General features: G+C 47.7%; 14 protein-coding genes. 3 read left to right on the top strand and 11 right to left on the bottom strand.

Annotated features, from left to right (window positions below):
- Positions 1 to 8 precede the first annotated feature (8 nt).
- Positions 9 to 659, bottom strand: coding sequence for an NAD(P)-dependent oxidoreductase (locus tag E2R66_RS05895; RefSeq protein WP_133227891.1), 651 nt, complete (start codon positions 657 to 659; stop codon positions 9 to 11).
- A 108-nt stretch (positions 660 to 767) separates the two neighbouring features.
- Between E2R66_RS05895 and E2R66_RS05890 the strand changes: the two genes are divergently transcribed.
- The gene (locus E2R66_RS05890; protein ID WP_133227893.1) at positions 768 to 1106 is read left to right on the top strand and encodes a hypothetical protein; all 339 of its coding nucleotides are present in this window, start codon (positions 768 to 770) and stop codon (positions 1104 to 1106) included.
- 358 nt (positions 1107 to 1464) lie between these two features.
- On the opposite strand, the gene E2R66_RS05885 is transcribed toward E2R66_RS05890, so the two are convergent.
- The 6 genes from E2R66_RS05885 to E2R66_RS05860 form a co-directional block, all read right to left on the bottom strand.
- Complete coding sequence (locus tag E2R66_RS05885) at positions 1465 to 1941, bottom strand: MarR family winged helix-turn-helix transcriptional regulator (RefSeq protein WP_133227895.1); 477 nt, start codon at positions 1939 to 1941, stop codon at positions 1465 to 1467.
- Positions 1942 to 1986: 45 nt separating this feature from the next.
- Positions 1987 to 4548 carry a DUF5686 and carboxypeptidase-like regulatory domain-containing protein gene (locus E2R66_RS05880; protein WP_133227898.1) on the bottom strand — a complete coding sequence of 854 codons (2562 nt, stop codon included), beginning with the start codon at positions 4546 to 4548 and terminating at the stop codon, positions 1987 to 1989.
- Between the two features lie 10 nt (positions 4549 to 4558).
- Positions 4559 to 4858, bottom strand: a complete 300-nt coding sequence (locus E2R66_RS05875; RefSeq protein ID WP_133227900.1) for a hypothetical protein — start codon at positions 4856 to 4858, stop codon at positions 4559 to 4561.
- A 740-nt stretch (positions 4859 to 5598) separates the two neighbouring features.
- Positions 5599 to 7335: an OmpA family protein gene (locus tag E2R66_RS05870; protein WP_158288342.1), complete on the bottom strand. Its 1737-nt coding sequence runs from the start codon at positions 7333 to 7335 to the stop codon at positions 5599 to 5601.
- 8 nt (positions 7336 to 7343) lie between these two features.
- Positions 7344 to 8321 (bottom strand): PorP/SprF family type IX secretion system membrane protein, encoded by a 978-nt coding sequence (locus tag E2R66_RS05865; RefSeq protein WP_133227904.1) that lies wholly within the window; start codon positions 8319 to 8321, stop codon positions 7344 to 7346.
- Positions 8322 to 10070, bottom strand: a complete 1749-nt coding sequence (locus E2R66_RS05860; RefSeq protein WP_158288341.1) for a gliding motility-associated C-terminal domain-containing protein — start codon at positions 10068 to 10070, stop codon at positions 8322 to 8324.
- Positions 10071 to 10421: 351 nt separating this feature from the next.
- Between E2R66_RS05860 and E2R66_RS05855 the strand changes: the two genes are divergently transcribed.
- Both E2R66_RS05855 and E2R66_RS05850 read left to right on the top strand, forming a co-directional pair.
- The gene (locus tag E2R66_RS05855) at positions 10422 to 11747 is read left to right on the top strand and encodes a cytochrome ubiquinol oxidase subunit I (protein WP_133227908.1); all 1326 of its coding nucleotides are present in this window, start codon (positions 10422 to 10424) and stop codon (positions 11745 to 11747) included.
- Positions 11748 to 11762: 15 nt separating this feature from the next.
- On the top strand, positions 11763 to 12785 hold the full coding sequence (locus E2R66_RS05850; protein ID WP_133227998.1) for a cytochrome d ubiquinol oxidase subunit II: 1023 nt from the start codon (positions 11763 to 11765) through the stop codon (positions 12783 to 12785).
- Between the two features lie 188 nt (positions 12786 to 12973).
- Here the strand turns inward: E2R66_RS05850 and E2R66_RS05845 are convergent, their stop codons facing one another.
- From E2R66_RS05845 to E2R66_RS05830, 4 genes are all read right to left on the bottom strand, one after another.
- A complete protein-coding gene (locus E2R66_RS05845) occupies positions 12974 to 16360 on the bottom strand; it encodes a DEAD/DEAH box helicase (RefSeq protein ID WP_240049243.1) in 3387 nt (1128 codons plus the stop codon).
- A 151-nt stretch (positions 16361 to 16511) separates the two neighbouring features.
- Positions 16512 to 17510: a hypothetical protein gene (locus E2R66_RS05840; protein WP_158288340.1), complete on the bottom strand. Its 999-nt coding sequence runs from the start codon at positions 17508 to 17510 to the stop codon at positions 16512 to 16514.
- 180 nt (positions 17511 to 17690) lie between these two features.
- Entirely contained in the window at positions 17691 to 18863 is a 1173-nt protein-coding gene (locus E2R66_RS05835) for a pyridoxal phosphate-dependent aminotransferase (protein ID WP_133227912.1), read from the bottom strand.
- Between the two features lie 21 nt (positions 18864 to 18884).
- Entirely contained in the window at positions 18885 to 20471 is a 1587-nt protein-coding gene (locus tag E2R66_RS05830) for a flavin monoamine oxidase family protein (RefSeq protein WP_204985872.1), read from the bottom strand.
- Positions 20472 to 20616: the final 145 nt, after the last annotated feature.

Below are 20616 nucleotides of genomic sequence, written 5' to 3'. Positions count from 1 at the left end.
AGGTATTTTCAGGAAGATATGACCGGCATCTGCCGCGCGAAAAGATTCCCCAGCAATGCATCCACCATAAACTTCGCTACATCGCCCCGGCTGATGGTGAGGAGGGGCTTTGGATTATTGGCCAGGCTAACCAAAACGGTTTTACTTTTTGAAGAATTGGTAAGACCCACAGGCCGCACTACAGTATAATTTAAGCCGGATGCAGCGAACATATCCTCCTGCCGTTCATGGTCGCGATAGGCAACGCCTACGTTGCTGTTTTCGATAACCCATTTAAACCACCAGGGGATATCTTTCAGGGTATCGTTAGTGCCCCATGCGGAGGTGAGGATAACCCTGCTGATACCGTGCTGCAGCGCAAGCTCGATAATATTCTTCGCCGTCTCAAAAAGGAAATTTGCAGGCGTGCGCAGCTTAGCCCAAGGAAAATCAGAATTACGGGAAATATTTAATGCACTCAGGATAGCTTCGCAACCTACCATAGCCTTATTTAGGGCTGCGGCATCGGTGGGCAAGCCCTCGAACAGTGTTAATGCGGGATGCATAGCAACCTTGCTCTTATCGCGCACTAATGCGTTTACTGCATAGCCTCGCGCCAATGTTTCCTGCAAAAGCAATTTACCGGTGCGGCCTGTAGCACCCAAAATCAATACACGCATAATAAGTTGGTTTATAAAGCTCTAATCTAGCTATTTTATGCCGATACAAAAGATTGTCCCGGCGACAAAATCATTGCAGATTGATTGGAAAACCCTACCTTGCATCCAATGATGGAGTATTTGGAAATGTTTAAAGATTGGCTGTTCAGCCTAGGCGAAGAGCACGATGTTAACCCGTTGCTGCTTGCCATTCTTTATTTGGTAAGCAAGCCGCTGTTCTTTTTCTTTTTGGGCTGGGTAATCAAAAACATGCGCAAGAAAAAACCATTCATGACACAATTGCTCATTGCCTGTGTATGTTTCAGCATCCCCTACTCCTATTTAATATTCGCCGGAAGAAATATATCCATTTGGGTATATGTATTTATTGCTGTGGTTTACGCTTATGGCGGCTTCTCTATCTACAAAAAGGTTACCGCAAAGGTTGACCCGACGATGCCGGTGTAGTCATACAATTACCAACTACGTCGTTGCGAGCGACAGCGCGGCAATCTTCGGCAGGCTAGGTCTGCGATTGCAAGGTGACTCTGCTTGCCGGGGGCTATTAATATTTCTATCGTTTTTTCAAGGGATTAATGAGCTCCCTTCGGTCGGTTTGCGCTAATTTTTCTTAACTCGTGGAATTCTTGTTAGCTCAACTTGTCTTTTATAAAACGTACCTATCAATTCGTGAAATTGGCCTTATTCGTGGAATTAGTGTTAACTCAATTCGTGAAATTCGTGTCAATAGCAAAGGCCACAGGTTTTATACCCATGGCCTTCTTTTTGAAAACTATATATTCCCTAAATTATTTCATTACTATCACTAAACCGGCTCTCCCGCGCAATTATAATCCTCGTGGAATTTTACCAGTTTAAGCATTACATCTATAGCAGCTTCGTAGTTTTTTACGCCTACTACCTTTTTGTATTCGTTCTCTAAATTATCAACCTGCTTTTTTAAGTGCAGGTAAAATTTCTCACCTTGCGGGGTTAAGTAAAGCATAGATGCCCGGGCATCGTCGGGGCATTTTTCACTCCGCACCATGTTGGTAGCTTCCAATTCCTTAACAATTTTACTGGCTGCCTGCTTACTTACACCCATCTTAGCCGCCAGTGCGTTGTTGGTTATGCCGATAGTTCCTATGCTCATAAAAAATGGAATATGCGCATTGTTAAAATCGGGGTTATCCAAGCGGCAGAGCTTTTTCATGCTCCAATCGTCTATAGAACGTTTCAACAGGTACACCAATTTACAGGTGATCCTTTTAGAATCTTCAATTGCATTGCAGTCTTCTGCCATGATTATATAACGCTTAAAGGTACAACTGGTTTAAACGAAATTACATTAAAAATCGAACTTAACAAATGCCCTTACGCCGTACTGTGATACACCCGGATTATCCAGGTAAGTAAAGCGTTTCACCAAATCGATACGCAGCAATTTAAATATGTTGCCTACCGCGATGCTTCCTTCGATATACGGGGTTGAGCCCAGGGCATAAGTACCCCCGTTTGCCCCTGATGGGAAACGCAGCAGGTTGGCGTTGTTGGTTGGGTCGTTCTCACTACGTACGCCGCCCCAAAGTGCCTTAAAGTCGATGATCTCGCGCAGCTTCAGTTTCTTAAGCAATGGTACGCGGTTAAACAAAAAGCCGTTGAAGTTATGATCGATAGTAACACTGGCGTAATGGTCGCTCACGAATTCCTGGAAATTCATGAGGTTATACGAGTAGAGCTGGAACGCATAACTTTGGTTGGCGTGGTGAATATCCAGCAATGGGAAAGGCACCTGGCCAAATAAATAGCCGCCCTCTGTACTTACATCGGTAAAGCCCAATTGCGACAGGTAGAAACGCTTGGTGATGTTGGCCGTTACGTTTTGGTAATTGTAATCGCCGCCTGCCAGGCCCTTAACGCCTTGTGCATAGTTCAGCGTAAAAATGGGGTACTTATCAGGTATAGGCGTGCGGTACAGCTTGCCCTGGTAAAATTTTTCGTGCGGGGCCCAGCGTAATTGTGCCGAAAGCTCGGAAGTATGTATAGTGCCCACATCGTTTAGGTTACCGTTGGGCAGCAGGTTTTGAAAACGCAAGGCACCGGCGGCATCCTGGTTCCATTTTTTGAAACCGATAGTATACGAAAGGTGGTTGCTGAACTCGTGCACGTAATCTAACCTGAAGATATCATTATACAGCCAAATATCGTTTGCACCGCGTTTGAACGACAGCAGCACGCTGCTCTCCTGCACGAATTGCAGTTCCTGCCCCGGCACCTTGGTATCGTGCTGGAAGCTGGCCCTGATATAGTTCTGCGGGAACGAATAGATGGATTTATTGTTGATGGAATAAGTGCTGCTTAAGAAGTATTTCCACTCTTTATCCTTGGTACCATAAGCACCATAGGTTTCAAAGTAGTAACGTTTGCTTAGCTGCGGCGTGCTGCGGCCACCTAAACGCAAACGGAAGCCTTCTACCGGGTTAAAGCTGTAGAAGGTATTTGCCGGGCCAACCTCAAACTTGCCGTAATTTTTGTAGCCGGCAAGCACCAGCGTAGCAATATCCATCGTTTTTTTGAACGATGGGATGGTTTGCAGGCTATCTATATTTTTATAGATGCTTGCAGCGGCTGCATCCAATGTATCGGGGCGGGTCATCAGCCAATAGGTATCGTCTTTTTCATCGGCATTGGCAGCTAAAACCTGCGCCGGGCCTTTGTAGGTATCATCTGTACGCGGCGAGTTTACCACGAAGTTGTTAATAGATACCAAACGCTCGCCAAATACGCCTCCACCTTTGTTTTTATTGATGCCGAAATCGATCTTCAGATCGCTTTGGCTCAGGTGATATTTGCCGTCGTTGTTTTTCTCGAAGGCAAGTGTGGCCTGCATCTGGCGCACAAAGTTAAGGTTGATGTTTTTATTAACGGTAAGCACGGCGTTCTGCACGGCGTAGTTGCCGTCCATTGTAATGTATATCCTGCCCTCAAACAGCATGCCGTTGGTATTGCGCGGCGTAAAGCTCAGCTCTATCAGATTCGGTTTTTGATCTTTAAGCGTATCGGTGATGAAGAATTTATAGAAATCGGGCGAGTGATCGGCAATAGGGCTTAGCAACTGGTTGCTCAGCAACGACACGTTGTTATCATAGATATTGATATCCTGATACATACGATTAAAGTAGGTAGTGAGGCCCTGGTTATCCACAAAGCTTTCATCGTACTTTACTTGTTTATTGGCCGATATCACCTGCTTTTTTGCGTAGGGTGATTTGCGATAGTAGTTATCAGATAGTTTTTCTTCCTGATAAAGCGGCAGCAATGTTTTGCCGCCAATGAGCGTAGAATCCTGCTCGCGGAACAAGAACTGGTAATTTTTGAATATGCGTTTGTTTTTAAATTTTTCGCTTAGGTTACTCAGCGAAAAGCTCATACGCTCGTACTGTTTGTACTCGGCAAAGTTATAATTCTCGAGCTGGTTTTGACTTTTATGCGCAATAACCTTACGGATAAGCTCTACTGCGGGGTTATCTTTATTGGTATATTTTTTCTTCTTGCCCGATTTTACCACCACTTCGCTCAGTGTTTGGTTATCTTCTATCAGGGCGATGTTGATTTCCTGTTCTTTGCCTGCCTCTATAGTGCGGGTTGCTGTTTTAAAACCAACAAAGGTCACCTGTATCTGGTTGTATTTTTCGGTGGTGCTGATGCTGTAGCGGCCCTGTGTGTTGGTGCCGCCGCCTATGGTGCTGCCTGCAAATGTTACGGTTACGTAAGGCATTGGCTTATGCGTTTTGGCATCGGTTATGGTACCTTTTACTACGGTGTTTTGCGCCCGCAACCCAATGGATGCTGTAAGCAATAGCAGTAATAACAGGGTGCTTTTATAAAGCTGTTTATGAATCGTTTTCATTGTGTTGGTATTAGGAATGAGATAGTGTAGTTGTAGTATTATAGTGAAAGCGTTTTTGGGCTACCTGGCGGCCCGCTGCGCTGTATTTTTCAATTAGTTTTTTTACGCCTTTGCCAGAAGCCTGCGCAACGCTGCGTACGGTTAGGGTGATGAACTCTACGTTGATATCCATACCGTTAAGGCTTTGCTTTATACCCTCGCCCAGTGCATCAACCATGTATTTAGTGGAGGCTTTTAGCAGCGTAGAAGTTGCGGCCCTGTTAGCAGCGACTGCGGCGGTATCTGTTTGGTAGGTAGCAACGTTTTTCATGACTTTGTAAATGATAACACAAAGGTAAACTAAGTTGACTAATATAGTCAACTTAGTTTACGATTATTTTGATGGTTAGTGTGTTTGTGACACTAAAATGAATTTTGTAGACATCCTGTGTTTTTTGCTGTTACGATTGTAGACGGCCAGCCTGGACAAACATTTCAAACCTGGTGTGTTTGTGACACTAAGATGAGAAAAGCCCCCTATTTAAGATGGTTATGGGGCCGACGATAGATTGGTTGGGATAGATGACATGCGTTTGCAAATGTTGATTTGAAAGAGTACAACCCAACAAGATGCCAAACAATCAACTAATTGATAAACAATTATTTAAGTTCTAAAATCGCAAATTAACATCGGCGATATTTCGGTAATCAACGAAAACAGTGTTTATTCTGTTGCAACAGCGGCGGTAGAAAAACAACAAAGCCCCGGTCTGATAAGCAGAGCGGAGCCAATGATTAAACAGGAGGAAAAAGAATGGTATCAGGCCGGCGAAAATAATATAGTAAATAGCTGCATTCTTAGGACGAGTCTCCACACTGTCGCCTGTTTCTGAAGACGCAGCGGCAGCAGTATAATACTTAGACGGGTTCCAGTTGGTGCCGTGGTGCGATGTATTAAAATCGGTTGCGCCCCATTGCCCCGTATTGTGGCTATGCTTTTTTAAAGCATAGCCCTTATAGGTGCATACGTTATTGCCGTTATGCCCACCGGGATGTTGGTGTTGCCGGGTTCTACTTTAACACCCCATCATACACCACCTCGGTACGGCGGTTCAGCTGATGCTGGGCTTCGGTGCAGGAACTATGGTCGGGGCAATCGGCTACGAGGTTCTCTTCGCCGAACCAACCTGCGGAGAGCCTGGCCGGTGCAATGCCTTGCTTAACCAAATACGCTATAGCCGATTCGGAGCGCCGTTTGGATAGGCCGATATTATAATTGCCCGATGCCCGCACATCAGTATAAGAAGCCAGCTTCACCTTTACCAGCGGATTGGCCTTTAACACCTCGGCCAGTTTATCCAGCTCCGCGGCGGCATCGGGCCGGATGTTAGATTTATCCAAATCGTAATAAATAATCGCATGGATATCCTGCGGATCGAACAGCGGCTTTGGCGTGGATACGATAACGGTCGGAGGTGCAGGCATTACAGGCTGCGCTTGTGGTTGATATTTGAAGCTATAAATATCATCGTTCCCCGCTCCGCCTGCGCGGTTGCTGGAAAAGTAGCCGCTTAGCCCATCAGCCGTCAGGAAGTAAAAATCATCCGCCGTACTGTTGACGGGATATCGGTGGTTGACTGGCGTGCTCCATTCGGCCATTTTGCCTTTGGCCTCAAATAAATCATAGCCTCCCATACCCGGTAAACCATCGGAAGAGAATTCCAAATCGCCATCATTACGAATTACCGGGAAAGCCTCATCGCCCTTTGTATTAATGGTATTGCCGCAGTTAGCAGGCTTGCCCCAGGATCCGTCGCTTTGTTTTTGGCAGTACCAAATATCGGTTCCACCCTCGCCACCCGGCATATCCGATGTAAAATACAGCAAAGAGCCATCGGGAGATAAAGCCGCATGCCCAACAGAATAGGCCTTAATATTATTATAAGCGAAATTCTTAAAAATACCCCATACGCCATCTTTTTCTGTCGCCATCATAAGCATCAGCCTGCGGGTGTACAGGCGTTGGTGGCTTCCTTTATCGCGCTTATCCACAGGTAGTTTTCCGCGTGGCACGGTTGTGGTAATGGTTATCCAGGCAGTATCGGCAGCGGCATTAAAAGTGGCCGGCCCGGCATGGTAATCGCCATTGAATATTTTGCCACCCTCGCTGCTCATCGGCAACAGTAAAACGCTATCCTTATTAGCCCTAAACAATTTAAAATAGGCATTGCCCGTACGGTTATCCGTTTGTTTGGCGTCTTCGCTCCCGGCAATACGGTCTGACGTAAAAACGACACCATTCCCACCGTAGTAGGTTACACCCCATTCGGCATAAATGCCGTTAAGCTTTTTATCTTGGTTAATCGTATATCCTTTATTTGGCGCGGCCATCCATTTAGCGGCAGAATCGCAGGTAGCCAGTTTGAATTGCAATTCTTCGGGTTTGCCCACGCTGTTGTAATAGGCCGTATATTGCGTTCTGGCTTCCTTTAGCTTATTGTTTTGCAACAGGGCCTCAGCGTAGTAATACCAATCTATTGCCTGCGCGTTATAGTAAGTAATAGCGTTGGCGTACCAGTTTCCGGCATTTTTGCTATCGTTCATCAGTCGGTAGCAATCGGCTACGCGTTCTACCACGCGCACGTCGGGGTTATTCTTGTCGGTAAGGGGCAGATACAGGTTAAGAGCCTTGTAATATTCGTATCGCTCGAAAAGTTTATCAGCCAATTGCTTTTTGCTGAGCTGCTCCTGCGCGCTTACCAGCGTAACGCATTGTATCAACACCAGAAATATCTGTATCTTCTTCATATTGCTCATCAAAAAAAGCGTGGACTAATTACCCTTGGCTGTTTCCGCCGGAAACTGATACTTAGCGAAACCTCGTGCGTGCCGCTTTGGTAGGTTGCGAGCGCACTGGTACTAAAATCATACGAATAACCGAAACGCAGGAAACCGTTGATATTGAACTGCGCTATGGCGGTTATCGTGTTGTTCTTGTCTACCCCCTTATATTGGTTGTATTTATTGTTGATGTTTACCCCCGTATTGTACGACGCACCCAGCCACAACTTTTTATCGAAGAGCAGGTAGGTAGTTAAATCTAAACCCGCCGGACTTTTCAGGTCTCCTTTCAGCATGGCCGAGGGCTTGATATCGATGGTGTTACTCAGCGCGATTACCGTACCTGCGGTGAGGTACACGTGCGGAACCGGGTCTATTACTAAAGTATTCGCACCAGATATTGGTTTAGAAAACAAATTCAATGCCGATGCGCCGACGTAAAACGAAGGTGTAGTGTAATATACCCCCAGCCTGAAATCGGCTATCAGCGTGTTCTCATTGCCGATGATGCCGCCATCGGTTGGATCAATAGGACTGAATTTTGAACCATCAATACGGTACTGCACCAGCCCCGCCCCAAAGCCAAAACTGAGGCGTTTGGTGTCCTCATCATCCAGCCGGAGGCGATAAGCGTAATTGCCGTAAAAGGAGGTATTATTTTCGGGACCTAACCTGTCATTAGTAACTAAAAAGCCCAGGGCAGCGTTCTTGCTATCCGGGTCCAGCACACCATCTACAGATATGGTGTTGGTTCGCGGTGCGCCATCGATACCGGCCCATTGCAGGCGGCTGGCCAGGTTCAGCGTCCAGTCTTCTTTATAACCTGCATAAGCGGGGTTAACCACCAGGCCGTTGAACATGTACTGGCTAAACTGCACGGTTTGCTGCGCCCGGGCCTGCTGCAAAGCAAACGCCAGCGCAAATAGCAGTATATATTTATTGAGCCTGTTCATTTACCGTCTGTTGATATATAGCCAGCCCTTGTACACCGTGCGTTTGGGTTCGCCGGTGTTTAGTTCAAGCAGGTAATAATAGGTACCATCGGCAAGACCATTGGCATCCCAGGTGTTGGCGTAATTCTCCGATTTATAAACCTGGTTTCCCCAGCGGTTGAAAATCATCAAACGGCTACCGGGGAACCCCGCTATGCCTTTCACTTCGAAAATATCATTCTTGCCATCGTTATTCGGCGTGATGATGTTCGGCACGAAGATGACGCCATCGGGGTTTGGTGCTTTCACGATAACATCCAGGCTGGCAGCCAGGGCCGAAGTGATCACATAGGCCCAGGTATCGATGCTTTTGTTATTACCAAAGTCGTCATCGTCGTTACTACTCAGGGCCGGGCCGCCCCATTTGTGCCCGTTGGTTAGGCTGCTTAGGCCTGTGGTATTGGTTACGGGGTTGGATGGTACACCATTTGGGGTAATGGGGCTATCGTCCCAATAAATGGTATTATCGGGCGAGTTAGCACCATTCGTACGTGTAAGCTTTATGCCGTTTAGGTTACGTTCCACATCAAAAAACGGGAAGTGTACCTCCGCAGCAAACAGCGATACGTTGATATTTATGGTGTAACTGGCCGCATTTGCCGGTACTACGCTTCCGGCACCGTCCTGCCCGTCCCAAACCACCTCATTGCTGCCCGCATTGATGGTGCCACTTAGTATTCGGTCTATCCCATCGGTAAAAACGCCGTTGCGATTAATATCTATGCTAATGGTGTAGCTGCCATTTGCCGTAGCCGTGAATTTAATTTTCCCACCGGGATTTGCCGTACTGGTTTGCCCGCTGATGCCATCGGCCCCTATAAAGCTGATATTGCTTAAAGTGGGTAAAACAGGTACGTTTACCAGCCAGGTAGTGCCCACAGGGGTATTTGCAGATGCGGGGAGGTCCGCAGCCGGGGTATTGAAGAATATTTTATGGGTGATGTCTGAAGGGGTATCGTCATTTGCGGGGTTATACACATCTGGGCTGCTGGTGTTGTTTACGCTTTTGTATGATGGCGTACCATCGGCATTGCGGAAACCCTTGTTATTGGCAAAAAATGTAAACCCGTTGCCTGCCTGGCCGTTATTATCCAGCGTGTAATGGTAGCCATCTTTAGTGAGGATGTGCAATATGGCGTTAAAACCCACGTCGAAAGTACCCAGGATGCCCGTTAGTACATTAGTGAACACCCTTCCGGTTAAAAATGCGGTATTGCCTGCATTGCGCACCGTAACATCGAACGCAGCGATATAGCGGTTGGAGGGTTGCACCCATTGCGCATCAACAGCCAATTGCGGCGGGTTGCCGCCCGTATCGCCGCCATTATTGGGCGATATAAAATCTATCTCCCAGATGCCTCCCTGACCTGCCAATACCGTGCGGGTAAAGGCCAGGTAACCGCCAACATTGGGTTGCGGCCCGGCAACTTCCTGCGCGCGGGTGCCGATAAAGCCTACTGTTTTTGAGTTACCGCTGGTGTAAGTGGCACCATCGGGCGAGCGCAGGTTAATAGTGCCCAAGTTTTGCCCCTGTGTGCTGGAGCCTACATAAATAGTTTCACCTTCCTTTACATAAACCTTCATGGTGCCAGGCGTAGGAAAGGGGTATGAAGGATTTGCTACCGTGGAGGATAAAAGATAAGCACGATTACCACCATTGGAGGCAAGCTCTTTGCTTCCTTCGGCACGCGAATTTACCGTGTAGAACATTGCCAGCAAAACAATGCAATAGCAAGGCAAATTACGAAGCCATAAGTTTGAAAAATATATCTCCATAAATTACCGAACGGTAAGCATTGGCTAAGTTTAAGGGCTGTGGCTAAAGTAAGAATTTCTAAGGGCAAAATAGCCATTAAAATACCGGTCGGCTAATTCCTCCGAATCGATACAACAAAGCGCTGTATCATCTAATTCTAAGTATGTAGCAGACAGACGATAGGCAATTACGAATAGTTTAAAAACAGTAGAAAACCAATTATAACCACAATACATAATCAATTTAAATTGCAATAATTGCTTGATAGGTAAAGCGTTGAAACCGCATTTGCGTAAATTTACGGCATGGATAATTTTATGGCCGCGCGCTCGCAGATGGCATTGTCCCTCGGCTTCCACATCATATTTTCGTGCATAGGTATGGTGATGCCCTTTTTTATGGCGGTATCGCACTTTATGTACCTCAAAACCAATAATCTTATTTACCAGAACGTAACCAAGGCCTGGAGCAAAGGCGTAGCTATCTTTTTTGCTACGGGAGCGGTATCGGGCACCGTCCTGTCGTTTGAGCTGGGGCTGCTTTGGCCCACCTTTATGAAACACGCAGGACCCATATTCGGCATGCCATTTTCGCTGGAGGGTACTGCCTTTTTTATCGAAGCTATCGCGCTTGGCTTCTTCCTTTATGGCTGGGACAGGTTCAACAAATGGTTCCATTGGTTTACCGGGGTGATCGTGGGTATTAGCGGTCTAACATCGGGTATCCTGGTAGTAGCAGCCAATGCCTGGATGAACAGCCCTACAGGTTTTACGCTGGTAAACGGCAAGTACACCGATATCGACCCCATAAAGGCCATGTTTAACCCCGCCTGGTTTTCGCAGGCTTTGCACATGTGCGTAGCGGCATTTGCAGCAACCGGGTTTGCCGTAGCCGGTGTGCACGCGCTGATGATATTGCGGAAACGGAACGTTGATTTCCATATGCGCTCTTTTAAAATAGCGGCAATATTCGGCGTGGTGGCGGCTATATTGCAGCCCTTAAGCGGCGATATCTCGGCCAAGATGGTGGCCAAAAGGCAACCCGCCAAGCTGGCCGCCATGGAGGCCCATTTCAAGACTGAACCCTACTCACCCCTCATCATCGGCGGCATACCCGATGTGAAGAATAAAAAAGTGGATTACGCCATCGAACTGCCCGGCATGCTGAGCTTTATGGTTTACGATGATTTCAAAACGCCTGTAAAAGGCCTCGACCAGATACCCCTTGCCGACCAGCCCCCTATTGCCGTAACGCACTATGCCTTTCAACTAATGGTAGGCCTGGGCATGGCTATGATGGCCCTTGGGGTAGTTTACCTTATCGCCCTGGCAAAAAAGAAAAGCTGGTTTAGCAAAGCTTGGTTCCTGAAGCTGTTCATCGCTGCCACACCGCTCGGCTTTATTGCCGTCGAAGCCGGGTGGACAGTGACCGAAGTTGGTCGCCAACCCTGGATTATACAAGGCGTGATGCGCACGGCAGATGCGGTGACACCTATGCCGGGTATAGGCTATTCTTTTTACCTGTTCACCGCGGTGTATTTTACGCTGAGTATTGCGGTTACCTTTTTGCTTTATCGCCAAATAAAAATGGTACCCGTACTTTACGATCATGAACCCACAGTTACGAATTAAACCGAAAAACTTATGATGATTTACGTGGTAATGGGTTTCTTATGGCTGGCGCTGTTACTGTACCTGGTAATGGGCGGGGCGGATTTTGGTGCGGGCATTGTAGAGCTGTTTACCTCCAACGCCAATAAAAACCGCACGCGCCGTATCATGTACAATGCCATTGGCCCTATTTGGGAGGCCAACCACATGTGGTTGATTATTGCCATCGTGATACTCTTCGTAGGTTTCCCCGTGATTTATACTACCATGAGCACCTACCTGCATATCCCGCTGGTGATTATGCTGATGGGCATTATTGCGCGGGGAACGGCCCTTACTTTTCGCAACTACGACGCTGTTACCGATAATATGCAGGCCGTGTACAATAAGATATTCGTGTATTCCAGCTTTATTACGCCCCTGTTCCTGGGCATTATTGCAGGCAGTGCAGTTAGCGGGCGCATAGATACCGGCGCCACCGATTTCATGACGGCCTATGTGTATAGCTGGCTAAACTGGTTTTCGGTAGCCATCGGCTTCTTTACTGTGGCGCTTTGCGGATTTCTGGCCGCTATTTACCTCATTGGCGAGGCGCAGGACCCCGAGGAAACCAGACGCTTCATTCGCAAGGCGCGGTTCATGAATATTGCAGCCGTGGTAGCGGGTGGACTAGTTTTTATTGCCTCGGTGGAGGAGAAGATACCGTTGGTACAATGGGTGTTTGGGAATATCATCGGCATTTTGGCCGTAAGCGCGGCCAGTCTTTCGTTGGGCGTTATGTGGTACCTTATCATCAAAGGCAAACGGTTCATCATCCGCGTACTGGCCGGCTTCCAGATGACCATGATTTTGCTTACCACCACCTACAAGCATTACCCTAACATCGTCATCCTGAAAAATGGCGGCTACCTTTCCCTCCTCGCCGACCGTGGTGCCGATAAAGCAATCGAAGGCTTGGGCATTGCCCTGTTGCTGGGTAGCTTGTTCATCCTACCCGCGCTTGGCTACCTTATTTACAGCTTCCAGCGGAAAGATAAAGGAGATGTGGCGGGGCATTGATGGCAATCGTCATCTTTCGTATTGTCATTTAGATAGAGCGATAGCGAGGAGAAATCTTGATAGACCTGCATAGTATCGAACTTTGCAATCGTAAGCATAGTAGTGAGCTTTGCATATCTAACAAGATTTTTTCACTTCGTTCAAGAGATAGTTCTCCCTCGTTCCTCGGTTCGAAATGACATTTTTTTTCACAACACCGATAACAACCCCAACAAATCGCTCTTAGTAAGCGATTGGAATATCGTATCCGATGATACCAGCTTCCCCGCCAGTTCTTTCTTGGTCTCCTGCAATACGATAATCTTTTCTTCGATGGTATCGGGGCATATCAGCCTAACGGCTACCACGTTTTTATGCTGACCTATACGGTAGGCACGGTCTATCGCCTGGTTTTCGATGGCGGGGTTCCACCAGGGGTCTACCAAATAAACATAATCGGCGGCAGTGAGGTTGAGGCCTGTACCGCCTGCTTTCAGGCTCACCAAAAACACGCGGGTTGCCGCGTTATCCTGAAAATTGTTCACCACCTGTTCGCGGTTGCGGGTAGCCCCGGTAAGGTAGGCAAAGCCGATTTTGCGTTTTGCCAGCTCCGCTTTAATCAACTCGAGCATACCTACGAACTGCGAAAACACCAGTATTTTATGGTTTGGCGATTTACTTTCTATCTCGGCTATCAGCGTATCTATCTTAGAAGAAGCATTGCCGGGCACCCGCTCGCCCTGCAGCAATTGCGGTGAATCGCATATCTGCCGCAGCTTGGTGAGGCCTTTCAGTACATGCATGGCTCGTTTGGGTAATTCATCCTGCGTGGTGGCGGATATGTATTCCCTAAACTCGCGCTCGTAGGCCAGGTAAATACTCCGCTGCTGCTCGTCCATGGGGCAATGCAACACCATTTCGGTTTTTTCGGGCAGTTCGGCGGCAACCTCCTGCTTGGTGCGGCGTAACACGAAGGGGAGTATCTTTTGCTGCAATTCGCTGGCGCGTTTGCTCACCTTAAACTGGTCGATAGGTACGGCGTATATCTCTTTAAAATACTGATGCGTGCCCAGCAAACCCGGACAAGTAAAGGATAGCTGACCATACAAATCGAAGGTATTGTTCTCTATCGGCGTACCGGTAATGGCTATCCGGTTGCGGGCATTCAGCAATTTGGCTGCCTTGTACCGCTGCGAACCGGGGTTCTTAATATTCTGCGATTCATCCAAAAAGACATAATTGAAGGTATAATCTTTAAGGTAATTCACATCCGCCAGCAGCGTGCCGTAAGAGGTGACGACCAACTCGTATTTATCGAAATCCGCAATGCTCTTCACCCTATCGGCACCGTAAATGGTATGTATTTTCAGCGATGGCGCAAATTTGGCAACCTCGGCCTGCCAGTTGAATATGAGCGATGTAGGTACCACCAACAGGTTGGTATTCTGCGCCACCTTCTCGCGTTGCGATAGGATGAATGCCAATATCTGTATAGTTTTGCCCAAACCCATATCATCGGCCAAACAACCGCCGAAGCGGAAATCATCCAGAAAATTCAGCCAGTTCAAACCCTGTTTTTGGTAAGGGCGCAGGGTGGTGAGCAAGGTATCGGGCACGGGCACTTCCGCTATCGATTCGAAATTGGCAAAGCGGCGGTGAAGGTCCTTAATCTCCAGCTTCACTTGTTCATCCAGCATCTGTTTTTCAAAGAGTTGCTCAATAGTTTCGTAATTGGTTTTGGGGATGCGCAACTCATCTTCCCATATCTGCCCGGCCCTGAAATACTTGTCGAATTTTTCGAGCCATTCCTGAGGCAATATGCCCAGGGTGCCATCATCAAGTTGCACAAATTTGGTTTTGTTGCGGATGGCCTTGTGCAGGTGCTTCAACGATGCCCTGCGTTTACCAAATTTGGCTGTGATATGCGCATTGAACCAGTTGATGCCGCTGAGTATCTTGATGGTGATATTCACCTTGTTGGGGTTCAGCTTATTGCCGCTAAGCTCGTTGAAACCCAAAATGGTGATGCCCGCCTTGTTCCAGGCTTCGAAGGCTTCCAAGAACCAATTCTCATCTAAGAAACGCTTTTTCTGGAGGTAGAAGTACTGTATCTCATCGCCTACCTGCTCTTCGAAATAGGGATGCTGTTGAATGATGAGACTGTTGAAATGCTTTTCGGCCGTATCGTTGCGTTGTACCAAAAACTCTCTGCCATTACTATCGGGGGCGTATATCTGGGTATCCTTGCGGATGGGTATCTCCGCATCGCCATAGCGCATCACGGGGAGTAACATCACGTGTTGCCCAAAATCCGACAGATAAATAATCATCTCGTTCTTATCGAACTGATGCTTCTTCAGCTGCGCAGGCGTGGCCTTCAGGATGTAGGGATAATGCACCGCCATACTCTCTTCCAGCTTATTCAATATCCTGGCGCGGAACTCCTTGAATTGCGAGCGGTGTATCAGCAGGTTCTCGCCCGAAGATTTGAAGAGGCCCATCGCACCCATCATCTGCAAATCCTTCACCAGGTAAAGCGTGTTGTCTAATTTAATGAAATAGCCGAAAGCCGTTTCCAATTTGTTTACCGCGTACCGCACCTCGCCCAAGTGTAGCTCACCGGATATCTCGTAAAACTCGCCGTTCTCATCCACCGTCAATTGCAAACCCTTGTTGATGCTGCGCAATGCAACAGGCTGCAAAGCCGAAGCCGATACTTTTTCTGACACCTCGCTATTGTGCAGATAGCAATCCAGGTTAAGCGGATTCTTGATGATCGACCGCAAAGCCTCTAAATTAGCCTGATTGATCTTCGCGTCGATATTTTGCTGAAAACGGGATACGGCGGTGAAGAATTTCAGTTCGAGCGCATCATTGGTATCCGTTATCAATTGCAGCGGGGCAACCTGCAAGAGCGGGTTTTTGATGCGTCCATCTTTGGCGGTGGAGGCATCGTAAAGTTCTACCAGCAGGTGTTTGTAAAATTTATGCTGCTTGAGTACCAGGATGCGCCTGGTATCCTCATCTGTTAATGATTTCGGTGCACTATCAGGCGCGGATTGGAACATCAGCTGCCGCTCTAAATCCATCAAACTTGCATTACTCACCGGGAATAAAGCCTTGTTTTTCGGTTTGATAACGAGGCGGCTATCCTGCAATACGGGTACAAAGTGCTCGTCGGGATTGGCTACATCGGCCATGCCGTAATCAGCGGCGAATTTCCGAAGCTTATCGTACCGCAGCTTGTCATCAAAAAATATCAGGTAATTTTGGTTGCCGATGATTTGCAGCAGTGCCGAGGATTGATGACTGCAGAGTTTGCTTTTAGACTGACTACAAGTACAGTGGAGCACAATGCAATCCGGGTGGCTGTTAATGCTTATTTCTACCTCATTAGCCCCTTCCCTCCCATTAAAAATGGCCCGATCAACCTGTATTTTAACGGGCGTTAAAGGCTCCCCGCCCAATTCCTCATAAGCCGTAACCGACGAGTGGCGGGCAATGAGCACGGCGTTTAACTGTGTTATGCTCTTGTCCTTCAGGATGTACATCCCATCGCTTACCTTTTCATCGCCACCGGTAAAAACATGCTCCATTTCTACCGGCAAATTACGATAAATACGGCAAAGCTTCTTACCGTAGAAACGCAATACTTTGCGTCTTCCGCATGCAAATCCTCCCAGCAATCGTGAATGGATTGTCAAGACGCGAAGTATCGCGTCTCTACGATAAAAAATTAGCTGATGCTTACTTCTGCATCACCATTACCCCATTCATCATGATGGTACTACCGTGTTCGGCTACGATGTTGTAAACGTTTTGCACGCCGCCGGCTTGCTCGTTTTTTTGCAGCACCGTGTAAGCTTCATACTTGCCGGTAAAATCGTTAAGGCAAAGCACCTGCTGGCCAATGGCAATGTCGCCAATTTTAAGTTTGCCTTGCTTAGTCAACATCGGGTGGTTTGGCGTGGCTTTCAACACCTTGGCGCGCAGGCTTACAATTGTGCCGCTCGCGTTAATATTTTCCTGTGCCGATACCAGCACCAACTGCGTAAGGGCGTAATTCTTGGCTGCATGCACTGTCAGTTCCTTTACTTTGGTGGCGGTAGCCTTTTTGCTAAGCGGGTCTATGGTGATTACTTCATCGCCACTTTTCACGTCTTTAAGCAGTTTCGTTGCACCATTGGCCATGGTTACCAGCTCATCGCCGGGAAAACAGATGTCGTTACCGTAAGTGGCCGATTCTTCTTTCATATCCTTGCCCGCGTTCAGCACCTTATATTGCTGGAAGCTGAATTCCTTGGAAAGCACATAGCTCAGTTTCAGGATGAAGTTCTTCTCTACCTTATTGATATCGTCAATATCCTGAAAATAAGCTGCCCATACCGCTGCATCCGAGGTAAAATCAGGTACCAAGGCCTGGTAACGCTTGCCGGTTTCGCTGGTGTAGAACACCATGGTGCCAATCTCATGCATACCCTCTTTAGCGATGAATTTATACAAGTCGATGCGTTTTTTGAGGTTGTCGCTGCCGGTGATAAAGTAGGGCTTGCGGCTTTCGTACCTATCCAGCACGTAAGCGTTGTCGAACTTCACATAGGTATCGTTATCCAGATTAGCGATGGTGTAGGTTTTTGCCTTGCTGTACTCGGCCAGTGTAAGCGGGCGCGGATTAGGGGTTTTATCCTGTGCAAAGGCGAAAACGCCGATAAGTGCGATAGAAATCGTTAAAAGTAATTTGCGCATTAGTAACATGTTATTTTGACTATCGTCATGCTGAACTTGTTTCAGCAACCCATAGGCAAAGTACGCGTCATGCAAAGCGGACCTGCATATCGTGACCGTATGATGGGGTCCCGAAACAAGTTCGGGATGACGACTTATTATTTTGTTTAATTAGCCTTTGTTGGTGTTGTCACCAACAACCTACGAGATCTCCTTAAACGCCGCCGCAAAGGCTTCCATTTCGTCCATACGACCGATGCTGATGCGGCACCATTCCTGGCCGGCCAGTTTCCAGTTGCGCAGGCCTACGCCGCGTTTCATCATTTCGCTAACAAACTTTTTACCGTCCATCTTTAGGGGGAACATTACAAAATTTGCCGATGACGGGATGTAAGTATAACCCTCCTTCTTCAAAACGCTGTATAAGTACTCTTTAGAAGCGTTAGTCTTTTTAAGTGCATCCTGCAGGTAGTCGGTTTCCTGATAGGCGGCCATTGCAGCGGCAAGCGTGGTGGCCGATATGGCAAATGCACCGCTGGTATATATGGACAAGGTGTCGATAGTATTGGGCTGAGCCACAATATAGCCACAACGGATGCCTGCGAAGCCGTAAAGTTTTGAGAAAGTACGCGCTACAATAATGTTTTGCCCCGCTTTTATACCGCTGATAAGCGTGGTGCCGGCCGGATCGGGCAGGTAATCTATGTAAGCTTCATCCACAAAAACCATCGCCTTTTTTGATACACGCTCGCAAAATGCTTTCAGTTTTTCGGTATCTACCACAGTAGCAGTAGGGTTGTTTGGGTTACAGATGTACACCAGGCCGGTGTTGCTGTCAACCTTAGCTTCCATAGCATCCAAATCGAGTTTATAATCTGCCGTAAGGGGCACTTTTACCCATTTTCCCTCAAAATGTTCGGCTTGTGTTGGCAGGTCATCATAAGATGGATCGCCGGTGATGATGCTTTTACCACCTTTGGCATAATGCATAGCTGCAGCCAGCAATAATGGCGAAGAGCCTGCATCCATCAAAATGTTTTTATTCAGCACTCCTTCGTGTAATGCAATTTTACCCGCCAGTTGGCTCAAAGCCATAAACGCATATTGGTAACTTGTGTCTAATGAATCGACAATTGCTTTCTTTGCCGCGGCAGACGGACCGAACGGATTTTCATTTGCCAGCAATCTTGCCTTAAACACTGGCGGTGCAGCAATCACGGCTTCCTGTTCGGCAAGCAGCGTGTTAGTTGCCTTAAATTTGCGGATCACCGGCATGGCAGCCAGTTTACTAACGGTGCTGCTTAAAAAAGCAACGCCTCCGGCCAACAGTGCGCTACTTTTTATCCAGTTACGGCGGTTTAATGAGTTTGACATATCGTTTAATTTTAGTTTTGTCTATTGTTTCGTAGCCGGGTAGCTTACCCTTTGCTCGGTTACACGGGCATGTATTTGCGCTACCACGCTCCTTGCCGATTCGAAGGCCCCCGCCATCCAGGCGTTGAGGTATGTTAAGTGCTCACCCGCAAAGTACACCTGCTTATCCGGCTTCAGCAATGCCGGGTACTGCGTTTTGCGGGTCTCGTTGTTATAGACCGCCCAGCCGCCCAGGTTGTATTTGGTTTTATGCCAGCTTACCGAGAACGAACGCTCGAATTCCGCATCATATTGCGGATGTACCAGCCTGCCTTTTTGCAAGGCCAGCTTCTCGCGTTCGGCATAATTTAAGTCGCCCATGCGCACCGCTTTTTCGTTGAAATTGTAATACCCAATCAAGATACCCTTTTTGCCCAAATAATCATAACTTGGGTAAAATATTTGCGTTAAATCGTTATTAGTGTGGGTGATACCGCCATAAATATGGTCATCCTCCTCCCAAAAGCGACGTTTGAACTGTAGGCCTATCTTGCCCGTTTGGATGTAGCCGATGTAATCTATCGCCCGGCTTACGTCGCCCGAAAAGTTGTTGTTGATATTGCTGAGCACGGGCAGCGGCAAAGTGCAAATGCAAAGATCGCCCTGCAAAACGTGCTCGCCCGTGGCATCTTTATAAGTTACCTTTACGCCTTCGGGCAGGTTGGTGATATTGGTAACTTCGGCACCTAATTTAAGCGAGGGTGCCACCTGCTTTTGTAGTGCTTTGGCTATCATATCCATGCCGCCTACGGCCTGGAACATGGTCATCTGCAGCTCATAGGTGTACTCTGCCACGTTATAAAAATCAGGGTCTAATAACCCCGACTGGATGATACCCGCCAGCTTATTGGCTTCGGCTATTTTTCCGGGTTTGTTCCCCGCCCCCGGCGATTCGGCATAGCCCCTGCGGGCGGATGCCTTATACAATTTATCAATATCCAAACCGCCTTCGGCAGCCAGGTATTCCAATACTTTTTGGGTATCTTCTTTGGTAAGGGTCGCGTCTAAAGCGCCATGGTCTACGCTTTTGCTCAGCAGTTCGGCCATATAGCCGCGTACATCGTTATGTACCTCGCGGGCGCGTATCTTTTTGTTGGAGAGCGGGCCCTTGCCTTCGGCGAAGTAGTATGCGCCTTCGTTTACGTTGTTGTAAACCTGTATGGGTACGCCCAGTTCTTTGCAGTAATGCAGGGTGAGCTCATGATGGTGGGGTATGCGCGAGGGGCCCGCGTTGAAGTACAGCCCGTCATCGAATTTGGCGGTTGTGGCAGGCATGCCCGTTTCCTGGTTGGTGCTGCCGTTGCGGATGCTCCAACATCGCCCCCCTGCCCTTTCGCGGGCCTCTATTATGGTGGTTTTATAGCCGAGTTTATTCAACTCGTAGGCCGATGCCAATCCGGCCAGGCCTCCTCCTAAAATAATAATGTGCTTGCCGTTGCCCGTACCGGTAAGGTTAAAGGCATGTGCGGGTGCAGCTTTGAGCATGCCCAGCGCCAGCATGGCGGGATAAGTGCCGCCGGCCAGCATGGCCCCTTTGCTTAAGAAATTCCTGCGGGTTAAATTTTCCAATGTATAGATCAGTGACAGGTGTTGCCAGCACGCAGGGTCATTTTCAAGAGACCTTACTGAGACAGGCGTTTACACTCGAAATTTAGGAATTTTTGAATAACAAGGCAATTAAATTATCAAGATTGGTGAAAATGACGTGTTTGTT

The organism is Mucilaginibacter psychrotolerans, from assembly GCF_004519315.1.
GTDB classification, from domain to species: Bacteria; Bacteroidota; Bacteroidia; order Sphingobacteriales; family Sphingobacteriaceae; genus Mucilaginibacter; species Mucilaginibacter psychrotolerans.
Note: the sequence above shows the minus strand (reverse complement) of the source record. Positions and strands in the feature narration are given on the sequence as shown.